This window comes from Kordiimonas sp. (assembly GCF_048260245.1).
Taxonomy (GTDB): Bacteria; Pseudomonadota; Alphaproteobacteria; order Sphingomonadales; family Kordiimonadaceae; genus Kordiimonas.
In genome coordinates, this window is record NZ_JBLXGZ010000041.1 from 1 (window position 1) to 13,126 (window position 13,126).

At 54.2% G+C, this 13,126-nt stretch carries 9 protein-coding genes; 5 read left to right on the plus strand and 4 right to left on the minus strand.

The window, feature by feature from the left end; genetic code table 11:
- Positions 1–850: 850 nt before the first annotated feature.
- On the minus strand, positions 851–3,328 hold the full coding sequence (locus ACN0VM_RS15970; protein ID WP_417451894.1) for an ABC transporter permease: 2,478 nt from the start codon (positions 3,326–3,328) through the stop codon (positions 851–853).
- Positions 3,325–3,984 (minus strand): ABC transporter ATP-binding protein, encoded by a 660-nt coding sequence (locus tag ACN0VM_RS15975; protein WP_417451895.1) that lies wholly within the window; start codon positions 3,982–3,984, stop codon positions 3,325–3,327. The genes ACN0VM_RS15970 and ACN0VM_RS15975 overlap by 4 nt, the downstream gene beginning before the upstream one ends.
- 134 nt (positions 3,985–4,118) lie before the next feature.
- Between ACN0VM_RS15975 and ACN0VM_RS15980 the strand changes: the two genes are divergently transcribed.
- From ACN0VM_RS15980 to ACN0VM_RS15990, 3 genes are read left to right on the plus strand one after another with little or no spacing between them, the layout of a single operon-like run.
- The gene (locus tag ACN0VM_RS15980) at positions 4,119–4,790 is read left to right on the plus strand and encodes a response regulator transcription factor (protein WP_417451896.1); all 672 of its coding nucleotides are present in this window, start codon (positions 4,119–4,121) and stop codon (positions 4,788–4,790) included.
- A complete protein-coding gene (locus ACN0VM_RS15985; protein WP_417451897.1) occupies positions 4,787–6,022 on the plus strand; it encodes a sensor histidine kinase in 1,236 nt (411 codons plus the stop codon). Before ACN0VM_RS15980 ends, ACN0VM_RS15985 begins: the two co-directional genes overlap by 4 nt.
- Positions 6,023–6,075: 53 nt before the next feature.
- Positions 6,076–6,861 carry an alpha/beta hydrolase family protein gene (locus tag ACN0VM_RS15990; RefSeq protein ID WP_417451898.1) on the plus strand — a complete coding sequence of 262 codons (786 nt, stop codon included), beginning with the start codon at positions 6,076–6,078 and terminating at the stop codon, positions 6,859–6,861.
- Positions 6,862–7,693: 832 nt separating this feature from the next.
- Here ACN0VM_RS15990 and ACN0VM_RS15995 read toward each other — a convergent pair.
- Positions 7,694–9,058 (minus strand): transposase, encoded by a 1,365-nt coding sequence (locus ACN0VM_RS15995; protein ID WP_417451899.1) that lies wholly within the window; start codon positions 9,056–9,058, stop codon positions 7,694–7,696.
- A gap of 761 nt (positions 9,059–9,819) precedes the next feature.
- Between ACN0VM_RS15995 and ACN0VM_RS16000 the strand changes: the two genes are divergently transcribed.
- The gene (locus ACN0VM_RS16000) at positions 9,820–10,815 is read left to right on the plus strand and encodes a LacI family DNA-binding transcriptional regulator (RefSeq protein ID WP_417451900.1); all 996 of its coding nucleotides are present in this window, start codon (positions 9,820–9,822) and stop codon (positions 10,813–10,815) included.
- Positions 10,816–10,854: 39 nt separating this feature from the next.
- Here the strand turns inward: ACN0VM_RS16000 and ACN0VM_RS16005 are convergent, their stop codons facing one another.
- Entirely contained in the window at positions 10,855–11,670 is an 816-nt protein-coding gene (locus ACN0VM_RS16005; RefSeq protein WP_417451917.1) for an ROK family protein, read from the minus strand.
- A 201-nt stretch (positions 11,671–11,871) separates the two neighbouring features.
- Here ACN0VM_RS16005 and ACN0VM_RS16010 point away from each other — a divergent pair, with 201 nt between their 5' ends.
- Positions 11,872–13,116 carry an MFS transporter gene (locus tag ACN0VM_RS16010; RefSeq protein ID WP_417451901.1) on the plus strand — a complete coding sequence of 415 codons (1,245 nt, stop codon included), beginning with the start codon at positions 11,872–11,874 and terminating at the stop codon, positions 13,114–13,116.
- The last annotated feature ends 10 nt before the right edge of the window (positions 13,117–13,126 follow it).

Sequence of the window (13,126 nt, forward strand, 5' to 3'; positions counted from 1 at the left end):
TTTCGCCACTTTGAGACGCCTGGGCCCCCGTTGCTGAATAATTGCTTCCTCTTCCCAATCATCAAGTCGAAGGGAAATCCTCTACAATTTCCCTTCGACTTGATGATTGGGAAGAGAAAGCAATTATTCAGCACTTTGAGAAGCATGGGCTCACGGTGTGTCTCGCGAAGCCCAAGCGCTTCGGTAGCACCGACTACTCGGTTTCTGTTAATGATCCCGATGGCAACTTACTTCTGTTTCGGCCCGTATCTTGCGACACCGTTGCCGCGATATGAAGCGAGGTTTATCAGGCTGGCAAATCAGTGCCGCCTGACTTGGAAAAGTCCTCACGCGTCCTTTAAGTCTATATTTTTCAGGTGTTTTTCCGGCTCTGAACTGTCGCCACTTGTGTGCAATCATCTTTCGTGAGGACACATGCCGAAAAGCGGCAGTCGGTATATAGGGGCGGAGTCAATCAGACCCAAAACATAGACAAATCACCATCCCAGAACTCGTTGAGATGCTTGAAAGGTCACGGGCGTTCAAGTCGGCTGGATTGGAGGCATCGAACCGTGGGGCCATGCGGCCATGCAAGCTTTAGTTTTGAAGGTAAGTCTAAGCCTATAGTCGTAGCGTTTCAGCGGTATCGGTGACCGAAGCCAGAGCGATTGAGGGTTCCATGAGCAGGGCACCACCCGTCTCTGGACAATACGCTCTCTCGGGCGCTTGTCAGGAAGGACAGACCTTTAAAGGTCGGCGGCGAATGGTGGAGCAATGAGAGGCTTATTGGTCGTGAATAAAGGGTAAAGCGCATTTTAATCAACGGCCCCCGTCTCTGGATGAGACAGGGGCTTTTTTTGCAGAAGTGGTGTTAAACGGTGAGCAGGTCCCGAACTGAGGATTTCAAGGACTGCCGACATGCGATGAATCCTACCAAACACACCAACCCTATCATCACGACCAAGGTGCCAATCAACCAAGGGACGTTGGGGGCATATGTGAGGCCAAACTGAGTTTGATACATGAGCGCGCCCGATATCCACGCACCGCAGATAGCACCAGTTGCAGCTATGCAGGCAGTCAATCCCCAGTCGTAGAAGTTCAGCCGCAGGCAGTCAGCTTGTCTCAGGCCCATACTCATGAGCAGGCCGTTTTTCTGCCGATCATCCGCGCTGAAGCCGCTGACTGAGGCGGCAAGTACAAACAGTGCGAGCAAAAGTGTCATGCCGGCATAACCGCTGGTGACTTTGGTGACGATGCCCAATAATCGGTCAAACCGGTCGGTTATTTCCTTTAATGGTACCAACACAAGTGTAGGATGCTGTTGCCAAAGTCGGGCGAGCCCGTTCCAGGCATTGTCTGGTAATTCCATACTGCCCATATAGCGTGTCGGGGCATCGATATGCGCACGAGCTGACGCCGGAACCTGGAACCAGAAAGTAACGGACCCACCACCTGGTTTAAAGGCGTGGCTGGCCACAAGAGTGAACTCGTACGCTTTGCCTTCTATCTGATATGTAAGCGTGTCGCCAAACTGGAACCCCATGTCGGTCATGACCTCTGGTTCAGTGGAAATCTGACGCCAATTGTCCGTTCCGACCTGCCACCATGTTCCACCGGCCAGGCGGTTGTTTTCAGGTATGTCGTCGCTCCAGCTCAGGCGGATAGGATCATTGAGGGTCGCGAGTGTATCGCTTGGCTTTTGCATATAGTCGGCGAGCCTTTGCCCGTTTACAGCAACCAGTTGCGCTGACACAAAGGGGCGCAATGTGCGGACGCTGCTGCCAGTCTCGCGAGCCCAGCTGTGGATGGCGTCGGTATGTTCTGCCTGCGCTTCAGAAATAATCAAGTTGCCATCGTGGGTGCGGACGTAGCCTTCCATCATGGTGCCAAAGTCGCGCATCAGCATAAGGGTAAAGAGCAGCAGCAAGCCGCATAGTCCAAGACCCAAAACCTGCGCGCTTTTGGTGAACAGGCGCTGGCGCATGATGAAGAATGCGAAGGGTAGAAGGCCCGTCCGGCTGCGACCCCAGAAATCGCCCAGCCGCACCACGGCCCACGTCAGCACGATCATTAAAGCAACGGCCATGACGATGGCTGTCAGGATCATACCGGTCAGCAGCCAGTTGTCTGAATAGAACGCGGCAAGGATAGCAACCGAGGCAAGCCCGGTTATGACCCGTGGCCAGGCATAGCTGCCATCTGACTGTGAGCGGATCAGAGTGAGAAGTGACACCCGCAGGAGCTGAAAGAAGCTGGGTAGTTGCAACGCCAGCATCAGCGCGAACAAAAGGCCAATTGTTTTCAGTACTGCCAGCGAGTGCCAAGCAGCCGACAGGCCGGGGAAGTAGCGCTGTAATTCGGCAATAATCAATATATAGGTGGGCGCAGTCAACAGGCAGGCGATCAGTGTGCATGCAAAAAAGCCAAGGAACCATTCACCCAGTACCATCAACATGCCCGTGCGAACGGACGTGCCAAAGCTGGCATAAATCGCCAAGCGGTAGCGCATTTTGGCCAGCCATCGCCGGTTGGTCATATCAAGTGCGACTGCTCCCAGAAAAAACAGGATGACCGACGCAAGGCCGAGGAAATTTTCAGTTCGCTTCCAGAAACCGGCAAGCGGGTGCTGGCCACCATATTTTTTGATCAGGCTGGCGCCAGGAAGGGTCTTTTCAGTCCAGCGTTCAATGGTATTTTGTCCGGCCTCATCCGCAAGGACTAAATAACGAGTGCGTGCCTTTTGTGCGCCCGCCGGATCGCTTTTCAAGCTCGCGGTGTGGACCATTGCGCGCATCGCTACACTGTGGCCTTCCATAATACGATCGGGTTCATGAAAGAGAATGGCTCCGACGCGTAGGTCGGTTTTGCCAAGCACAAGTCTGTCACCCACCTTCAGGTCAAGCTTGGTTGCCAGCCGGGCGCCAAGCCATATGTCTCCCACTTTGGGTCCACTTGTCGCTGAGCGCTGGGCATCCGATGGTGCGCTGCCGATTTGCAATGTCCCCTGAAGGGGGTAGGCGTCATCCACAAGCTTCAGTTGGGCGCGTTCCCATTTCGATCCGTGGGTCAATGTGATGTTGGATAAAGCAGTTTTTGAGATGCCATCCGCCATGTCCCGAAGGGACTCAAACTGCGCGGGCGACAGAGGCGTGTGGCTTTCTATTACCAGATCTGACCCCAGCATTTGGTCCAGGTTGTCTTTGAGATACCCTTGAATGGACGCGCTGGTGAGTGTGAGTGTGAGCAAGAAAAACAGCAGCATGCTTTGGGTCAACAGGCTGATGCGGCCATCCGGCTGGCTTAAGCTCCGAAGGCTGTTTTCGCTCATGAGTTTAATCATGATCATGCTGACACCTCCAACCGTCCTGCCTCAAGACGAAGACTTTTCTGCGCGCAAAGGGCCAATCGTTTGCTGTGGGTAACAATCACAAGGCCGCAGCCTGTTTCAGCTGCAAAGTCAAACATCAGGCTTGAAACATTTTCTGATGTGCGCGCATCGAGGTTGCCAGTGGGCTCATCCGCAAAAATGAAACGCGGCTGTGAAACGAAGGCTCTGGCAACAGCAATGCGTTGCTGTTCGCCGCCGCTTAGCTGATGAGGACGGTGTCTTGCGCGATCTTCCAGCCCAACTTTTTCGAGCCATGAAGCGGCGATGTCGAACGCTGCCCTATTGCCTTTGAGACGCAGGGGTAAGGCCAGATTGCCGATGGCGTCCAACTCAGGCATCAGGTGAAACTGCTGAAAAATGAAGCCGGAGTTGGCGCGTAGCGTCAGGGCGTCAACCTCGCGGCCGTCAACGGTGAAACGAACGGTGCCGCCAACGGGTGCCTCAAGGCCGGCCGCAATGGAAAGCAGGCTGGATTTACCCGCCCCGGACGGACCGACAATTGCGAGTGTTTCACCTGTGCGAATGGTGTGTGACAGTCCGTGGAACAGCTCAATACGTTCCTCCGATGTGTCAAAATGATGGCTGATTTGCTTCAGCTCGATTGTATCATGCATATATGCCTCCTGTCGTTTGCCAAGTCATAAAGCGTGAAATGTCAAATGAAGGTGAAACAACGGCAGGATCAAATTTGACGTTCGTTTGACACGGGTGAGGCGATGGTCTTTGATCACTATAAGGAGGGCAATGCATGCGGGTGCTGATCGTAGAAGATAATCTGGATATCCAGGCTAATATTGCAGACTATCTTGAAGAGGATTATCTGCTTGATTTTGCCTACAGTGGAGACCAGGGTCTGGAGCTTGCCGTTGGCGGGGGGTATGACGTTATCGTGCTTGATGTGATGCTGCCTGGCCGCGATGGTCTTGAGGTATGCTCCGCCTATCGTCGCGCCGCTGGTCTTCAGGCACCAATCATCATGTTGACGGCTCGTGATACCATCGATGATAAAGAAGCCGGATTTGTCGCCGGTGCAGACGATTATCTCGTCAAACCTTTCTCGCTCAGGGAACTCAAGATGCGGATTGACGCGCTGGCCCTGCGGCCAAAAAGTCGCAACTCGCCCCAGCGTTTCTTCGCCGGGCTGACCCTAGATGTATCGGGTGCCCGGGCGCAAGCTAACGGAACCGAAAAAACACTTCATGATAAAGAGGTAAAAATACTCGCGCTTCTCATAGAGGCTGCGCCGGATGTAGTCTCTGCGGCGGACATTAGCTATGCACTATGGGGCGATGAGCCGCCGGAATCCGGGGCATTGAGGACACATATCTATAATCTTAGAAGAGCTCTTTTCGCCCTTGGCCTACCGGAATTGTTGATGACGATACGTGGCAAGGGCTATGCTCTGAAAGAGGACACATGAAACCGTCACCACGCCGCGTTCGCAGTATGATCATGCGCACTTTTGTGAGTGCGCTGATCAGTAGTTTCGTCATCTTTACTTTTATGGTGGTAATCTTCGGCTTTGAGCTTGAGGATAATATTTTTGACACACAGGTCAAAAATGCGACGGCACGCTTCTTGAGTGACAATCCAGAGCTACCGGTCCCCTACGGCACGTTGACCGGAGTTGATATGACCTATTATGTCGGGACGGATGCCATGCCGGATTGGCTGGCTGCCAAAGTTGACCCGACTTACACGAACGGGGCATTTGAAGTTTTTGGCAAGGAATATGGCCATTTTCATGCGCTGGTCCGCCCCCTGCAAGACGGGCGAAAACTGTATGTTTTCTTCAACGCCCGGCCTTTCGTTCGGTCCACCCCACAGATTAAAGGATTCTTGCTGGTTATCTGTGGCATGGCAGGCATTGTGCTTTTGTTGTCGCTTTTCTTCCTTGCCAGGATGAGCCGAAAGGTCTCCAGACCGCTGGAAGACATAGCAGACCTGCTGGCCGCAGGCGACAGTGTGGAGGGGCGGTTAATTTTGCCTGCGCAGGCCCCGCAGGAACTACACGCGCTTGTAGAGGCAATTGAGACACGTGACCGCCGTATTCAAGCGCTTCTGGAACGTGAACGACAGTTCAATCGTGATGCCAGTCATGAGCTCCGCACACCACTTGCTGTTGCCTTCGGGGCGGCTGAGGTGCTGGAGGAAAGGCAAGCCTCCAGCGCTGCGCTGACGCGGTTGAAGTCAGCGATCAAGGATATGCAACAATTGACAGAGGGCATTCTTTGGCTTGGTCGGGACCCAGGGGAAGCGCAACACTGCAATGTCACAGATGTTTGTCGTGACAGTATCAAGGCGTATCACCATCTGGTCGGGAAACGTGATGTTGCCATCAATATGTCGGGAGATGACAGTGTAGCGATGCCTGTGCCAGAGCCCGTTGCTCACGTAATGGTAGGTAATATTCTGCGGAATGCTCTTTCCTACACCGACAGTGGATCTGTGTCCGTGTCTGTTGGTGTGGCTCAGATCGAAATTCTCGATACCGGTGTCGGCTTTGGTGATGTGGATGCTGAACGTCGGGGCTTTGGTCTCGGGTTGACGCTGGTGACGCGCCTGTGTTCTCATTTCGGCATTTCATTCGAGGTTTCCGCGCGGCAGGATGGCGGAACACGGGCGGTTTTGTCCTGGGGTGACCGCATTTGACGCTGGTTTGACAAATGTCCCGCTAGAAGGTCTCCGGAAAGGAGACTTTTGTCATGAAAAAAACAATCATAAGAATTCTAGCCACCTTTGTTGTGGTGACGGCAGCGAGCGCGGCGAGCTTTGCAGGTACCTATGTTCAGCAACTCGGTTACGATGCTCCTGATGGTAATCGCATTACGGGGTTTATCTATCAGTCTGAAGGAACCAAAGCGGATGCACCGCTCGCGGTTATGATGCACGGCTTGATGGGCTCAAGCCTTTATTGGCTCGCGGAAGATAACCTGATGTATGGCGATGATGTGACTGCGGAGCTGATTGAGCGGGGCTTTCGCGTTGTTGCGCTTGACGCCCGTGCACACGGCGCGCGCATTGTCGATGAAAAGCCGATTGCCTATGTCATGGCAGCCCGAAACGGTAATAGTGCTGCCTATGAGGCCATGATTACAGGTACCGTGGGGGATTATAAATTTCTGCTGGACAAGATTCTGAAAAAGTACAGCAAAACCAAACAGGTGCTTGTGGTTGGGTACAGCATGGGCGCGCAAATGGGATCAGTACTGGCAGCAGAGGATAGCCGGGTGACACACCTTGTAACTATGGTGCCGCCAGCTGTAAGGAATGTCGCCGCTGTTTCGCCCATTCGTTTCGCGCCAGATGTGAAGGTTCCATGGCTTTTGATCACCGCAGAAAGAGATGAGTATTCCTCAAGGAAGCAAAATGAGGAACTCATCGCCGCGGCGGGTGTTGCGCCCGACACGGCTTCATTTGATAGTAAACATGTGTTGCCGGCAGCTTACGTTAAAACTGTAAAAGGCTGGCTTGACCGTGTGGTACGGTGATTGCGAATGAAGTAGTTTAGCCCATGCGCCAGCTCGTATGGGCATTGGCAAGGTAACGGTTGAAAAGGCGTTTGAAAACACGTCGCCCCCAGCGGGGCGGCGTTTTTCTTTTGGGTGGTTCGAGAAGATAACCATCCAGTGAAAAATACGCTGTGAATGCAGTGTGGTCGTTGCCAGATAGTTGGAGAGTGCCAGCAGTCCGAGATACAGACAAGGTCTCCAAGGCCGAATACCAGTCCAATATTGTGTGTCAGAAAATTGATGCTGCTCCTGGGCCGTCTACTTCTGAAAATGTGAAGAACAGGTGATTTCTTTAAACTCTGTCTGAGGAGCCCGGCTTCAGAGTGACGCGGCGAACGGTGACCGATCGATAATATCGACGGACTTGGACGATCTTGTCTAGGTGTGACTGCGGCATAACAGTATTATGTATACGCCTTCTTGAAGTGAGGTGATTATCTTCTGTCCCATGACATTAATTCCGTTCGATCTGATCACTAGATGATGTGGTTACGACAAATCCGTAGCATATTTGAGTTGCTGGAAGTAACACCCGCACACGAAAAGCGACACGAAAAATGTCTGGAAATTTTTGGACAGAATTAATGCCGCTGTTTGCCTTTTTGGCTTTTCTCAGACCAGCCCGGTTAGGGGAGGGGAGCTTTACGTAGAATTCTCATATATGTCTTATTTCGGCTTATTCCGTTGAAAAACTGTTCTGAGACGGCTGTTCAGGCCCATGAGGTGTCCGGACTGTGTATCGAACGAGCTTCAGTTCCCGCCTTCATCGCCTGTTTGGCGGTTTTAGGCGGGTGAGAGGGGTGTTTTGGTGTCATGCAGGCACACTTTTCCCGTCCATTTTCGGTGGTTTCCAGATCATTTTAGCTATCTTTCTGAGGTTTAGGGCTGTCGCAGCTAGCGGCAGTTCATCGTTCGCCCCAGAGAGGCCGCGGAGCCGCAGGCGATCCAGCTTGAGGATGCGCTTGAGGTGGGCAAAGGCCATCTCCACCTTCTTCCTGTCCTTGCGGGACTGAAGGTAGCCGGGTGTGTCTCTGAGTGACCGAGCATAGTCACGGGCTTCTTCATGCACTGATCGGGCGATCTTGCGGTTCGGTGTATTGGGGCAGCACCTTGGCTTGAGCGTACAGCCCGCGCAGTGATGATTGCGCGACCGATAAAGGATCGTATGGTCCGTCGTTATCCGGCCTGTGGTGTGAAGCGCGTGTCCGGTCGGGCAGATATATTCGTTCCTATCTGCATCGAAGGTGAAGGCCGAACGGGGGAACAGACCTTCCTTACCGGCCGACTTGTCCCACACAGGGATATGCGGCTCGATCTCTTTCTCCTCCACCAGCCAGGCGAGGGTCGGCGCCGAACCATAGGCTGTATCAGCCGCCAGGCGGTCCGGCCTGATGCCAAAGCGTTCTTCTGTTCGTTCGATCATCACCTGAGTAGTGTCCACCTCTTCGGTGCGCCGCGCTGTTGTCGTCTCACTATCGAGGATGATGCCCACATCCAGATCGATCAGATAATTGGCAGAATAGGCATAGAAAGCCGGACCGCCAGCCGCCGATGTCCAGCGGGAAGCAGGGTCGGTGAGCGATATATTCTTAGGGGTCTTGCCATTGGGCTCAGCTTCGTCAAGTGCCTCCAGATATTCCCGCACTGGCCGGGTGGCGACGCTTGGGGCAGTCCAGTCAATCTCCTCCGTCCCGGGAATACCGCGTTGTCGGTTGGCGTCCGCCTTGATAAGGCTCGCGTCGATGGCAAAGCCTTCACCGCCCACAAGCCCGGCTTCCATGCAACGGGACAACACTGTCTCAAACACATGGCGAAACAAGCCGCTTTCGCGGAAGCGACCATGCCTGTTCTTGGAGAAGGTCGAATGATCAGGCACCGCATCCTCAAGGCCCAGACGGCAGAACCAGCGGTAGGCCAGATTGAGCCGGACTTCCTCGCACAGTCGCCGCTCTGACCGGATGCCAAAGGCATAGCCCACAATCAGCATGCGCATCATCAGTTCGGGATCGATCGATGGTCGGCCTGTGTGGCTATAAAAGACGGCAAGATGCGACCGCAGGTCGCTCAGGTCAAGGCAGGCGTCAATACCGCGCAGCAGATGATCATCGGGAACAACCGTCTCTAGGTCAAACGCGTAAAACAGCTGCTTCTGACCACTTGCCTGCCGACCCATCATCGCCCAATCCTCCCGCTTCCTCTCGACACAAGTGAATCAGAGCCTCAATCGGCATTCAACAAGAGTTTTTCAACGGAATAGGCCAAAAGCAGATGCGACAGTTTCCTACCAAAAAATTACTGGATATCCGCCTGTACTTTCAAGTTTGCAAGTATATTTGACCCTTAGTGAAAACTCTGCGCTGTTCGCAACGCCAATTCTTATATATTGCGCACTACCGTGTTGAACGAGGTTCGTCCGCCTGATGGCCTTGTATAAAATCTCATGGCGCTGACTAAATTTACTCTACGAGTGGTGCATCGGGCTCGACGCTGAAATGTAGCTGCGAAAACACGCGCCAACAACATCACTGGGACACACTTTCTTAAATGGGCCTCTCTGTTTGATGCCAAAACCATAGTGGCGGTCTAAAGGGCATCTACCCATCCGAATTGGGCGCTAGGGCCCAGACCGTTTCGCTTAAGATTCTGGTCAAACACTGCGTACAAACCGCGAGTGCCGTTTTGGATTGTGCCGCCAAAGCGGACGAGTTTGCACCAGGTTTCCAATATCTGAACTTGATGCCATCCGGTAGGCTGGCGATCTCCTGTGCGGGAGGGGCGATGAAAGCCCTCACAGCTTGGGCATCTGCATAACACTCCTTCCGTGTTGCCCTTTCAGCCATGTACCACTATTGATAGTTGCGGATGTTTTATCAGTCTAGAACGCAACTTGGGAAATCCGGTCCTTAGCAAATGCAGGAACGCCGAACAAAAATAACCATGTCGGAACTGGCCAAGATGGCTGGTGTGGATATCTCGACCGTTTCTCGCGCGCTCAGCGACAGCCCGAGGGTCAAGCCTGAGACCAAGAAGCATATTCTCGAGGTCGCCTCCTCGACAGGATATGTCATCAACACTTCGGCACGTAGCTTGCGGCGGCAAACCAGCGAGGCGATCGGCCTTGTTATCCCGCTGCGACCAGAATCCGGGCAGACCATTTCTGATCCCTTCTTCCTCGAAATGATTGCGGCTGTGGGTGATTCCGCGTCCGATGCGGGATATGACCTTGTGGTCAGCCTGCCGAAGGAGAAGGAAACGATCGCCGAAAAGCGCCTGCTTGAGGCAGGGCGGGCGGATGGCCTTATCCTGATCGGTCAGGCAGGTCTGAAAGACAGGCTTCATAACCTCGGCAATCTCAGGGACCGTGTGGTGGTCTGGGGTGGTTGGACTGAAGAGGCGGACTATACCCTCGTGGGCAGCGACAACCGCGAAGGTGGCAGGTTGGCGGCTGAGCATCTTTTAAGTCTGGGCCGGCGGCGTATTCTCTTTATAGGCAATATGGAGTTGCCTGAGGTTGTACTCCGGTATTCGGGGCTGCAGGATGCTCATGAAGCCGTTGGGCTTGCCCACCCCGAAGGACTAATCCTTGGCCTTGACTTCGGCGGGCAGAACGCCTTCCAGAAAACACTGGAATTCATTGATGCCGGCGGGCGGTTTGATACTGTTTTTGCCAGCTCCGATGTGCTTGCGATCGCGGCGTTACATGCGGTCAATGCCCGTGGGCTAAAGGTTCCGCACGATGTGGCGATTGTGGGCTACGACAACATCAACCACTCCACCATGGTGGTGCCGCATCTGACCACCATCGACCAGAGTATAAAAGAGGGGGGCGAGATGATGGTTGACCTTCTTTTGCGTAAGTTGGCTGGCGAGCAGGTGGAATCGATGACGACCCCCACCCGCCTGATTGTGCGCCAGTCCACGATTGATACCTAAGCCCAGTAAGCTCCGTTGCCAGTGTCGCCAGCAGTGACCTCACGATGGGCTATGCTCGTTCATGGCGAGGAGAATACCACCCTTCAGGCCCGCATCGTCGCCAAGACCCGGCGTCATGATCAGGTCTGCGGTGGCGTGGTCTTGAACATAACCGTTCTGCAGCCCGTCATAGGCTGACCGAACCTTTTCAATAAGACCCTTGGCGAGCAATATGCCACCCCCGAGGACGATCCTCTCCACCCGCGTTGTCAGCACCAAGCTCAGGCAGGCCTGCGCGAGATAATAGGCCTCAATATCCCAAATGGCGTGGTGCTCGGGGAGGCTGGCTGGGTCGCCAAACCGTGCGGCGATAGCCTTTGCGCTGGCCAGCCCCTCAAGACAGTCCCCATGGAACAGGCAGTTGCCTGTAAAATCGCTATCTGCCGGATGCTGTTTGACTCGTATATGCCCAAATTCAGGGTGGGAAGGGTGCCCCAAAAAACACCCGCGAGAATAAATACCCGCGCCAATGCCAGTGCCGACGGTTACATAGGCAACGCCTTTGCAGTTTTGCGCGGCACCCCATGTCATTTCTGCGAGCAGGGCTCCGTTCACATCAGTATTGAGGAAAACAGGCACTTGTAGATCATTTTGCAGGCTCTCTCTTAGGTTAAAGCGGCTCCAGCCTGGCTTCGGGGTGTCCAGGATTGTGCCATATTGCGCCGATGTTGGGTCGATATTGACTGGCCCAAACGACGCCACCCCCAAAGCGGTCATTCTTGCATCCTGCGCAGCAAGCGCTTCCCTGAAAAAAACTCGAACCCCGGTCAGGGTTTGTTCAGGTGTTGTGACAGGAACCCTGGCCCGATTCAGGATATCACCAGTCGGCGTTGCCAGTGCGCATTTGAAAGTGGTGCCGCCAGCGTCAATGCCGCCAATGACAGGGTTTCCTGTTGAACAATTCAAGGTAGCCTCCTTATCGAAAGGTCCGAAAACCGATAAATACAATCGTTTGTATTATGGCATTGCAAACGATTGTACAATAGTGCAATAGTCCCCCTCAGGGAGAGTGAGCGCATGAACCAAATTTCTGATTCCGCCAGGTCCGCAGGCACGGCAACCGTCGCCGCACTGACATATGGCATGTTCTTTGTCTTTGCCATGACAACCGATGCCGTGGGCGAGATCATCAAGATAGCCAAGCTTGAAATGGGTCTGTCCAATATCGAAGCCAGTGCGTTTCACTGGGCAAGCATGGTGGCGATTGCCGCCAGCGGCCTTGCGCTCGGGTTCCTGGCCGACCGGTTTGGCCGCAAGCCGATTATTATTCTCGGCCTCGGCATCTACATGGTGGCAAATGCCGCGTTCATGCTTGGGCAGGACTTTTATCTGTATCTGGGGCTGCTGTTTATTGCGGGCCTTGCCATCGGGATATTCAAGACAGCCGCCCTTGCGCTCATCGGTGATATTTCCCGCTCGACCGAAGACCACACCGTGCGCATGAACAAGGTTGAGGGCTTCTTTGGGGTCGGCGCGATCATCGGGCCGCTTCTGGTGGTGGTGCTGGCCCAGCAGGGATTGGCCTGGACCCATCTGTACGCCATCGCGGCAGGCCTTTGCGCCGCTATGATCTTGACCGCAGCCATGACGCGCTACCCGGTAACCATGGCGGGGATGGAAACGCCCACATCGCTGATGCGCAGCCTGTCCCTGATCAGGAACAAATATGCGCTTGGTTTCTCCATGGCGATTGCGCTCTATGTCGCGTGTGAGGTCGCGATTTTCGTGTGGCTTCCCACCTTCCTCGATGGCTTTGTGGGTGCTGGTTTTTCAGGCTTCATCGCAACCTACGCCGTGATGATCTTTTTCACCCTGCGCGCCATCGGGCGGTTCCTTGGCGCCTATGTGCTCGAACGCGCGCCTTGGGGTGTGGTGGTGCTGGTCTTCTCGGGCCTAATCTTTGCCTGCTTTGCGCTAAGCTCGCTCCTCGGCCGGGAGGTTGCTGTTTATCTGCTGCCACTCTCCGGCCTGTTCATGTCGGTCATTTACCCGACGCTCAATTCCAAAGGTATCAGCTGTTTCCCGAAAAGCGACCATGGCGCTGTAGCGGGGCTGATCCTCTTCTTTACCGCGCTGTCCGCAGCCTTTGCGCCGCTTGTCATGGCCTATGTCAGCGACAGCTTTGGCGACGGAGACATGCGCGTGGGCTTCGTGATGGCGACAATCCTGTCCATGGCGCTTTTTGCCTTTACCATCTGGAACTGCTGGAAAAAGCCTGTCGAGCAAGCCTTGCGCGAGGCGAACCTGCTTCAATATTCATGACGAACAAGAA

Bases quoted from the DNA above. Each gene is read 5' to 3' on its own strand.
- ACN0VM_RS15970 (WP_417451894.1), bottom strand. From the start codon at position 3,328: ATGATCATGATTAAACTCATGAGCGAAAACAGCCTTCGGAGCTTAAGC.
- ACN0VM_RS15975 (WP_417451895.1), bottom strand. From the start codon at position 3,984: ATGCATGATACAATCGAGCTGAAGCAAATCAGCCATCATTTTGACACA.
- ACN0VM_RS15980 (WP_417451896.1), top strand. From the start codon at position 4,119: ATGCGGGTGCTGATCGTAGAAGATAATCTGGATATCCAGGCTAATATT.
- ACN0VM_RS15985 (WP_417451897.1), top strand. From the start codon at position 4,787: ATGAAACCGTCACCACGCCGCGTTCGCAGTATGATCATGCGCACTTTT.
- ACN0VM_RS15990 (WP_417451898.1), top strand. From the start codon at position 6,076: ATGAAAAAAACAATCATAAGAATTCTAGCCACCTTTGTTGTGGTGACG.
- ACN0VM_RS15995 (WP_417451899.1), bottom strand. From the start codon at position 9,058: ATGATGGGTCGGCAGGCAAGTGGTCAGAAGCAGCTGTTTTACGCGTTT.
- ACN0VM_RS16000 (WP_417451900.1), top strand. From the start codon at position 9,820: ATGTCGGAACTGGCCAAGATGGCTGGTGTGGATATCTCGACCGTTTCT.
- ACN0VM_RS16010 (WP_417451901.1), top strand. From the start codon at position 11,872: ATGAACCAAATTTCTGATTCCGCCAGGTCCGCAGGCACGGCAACCGTC.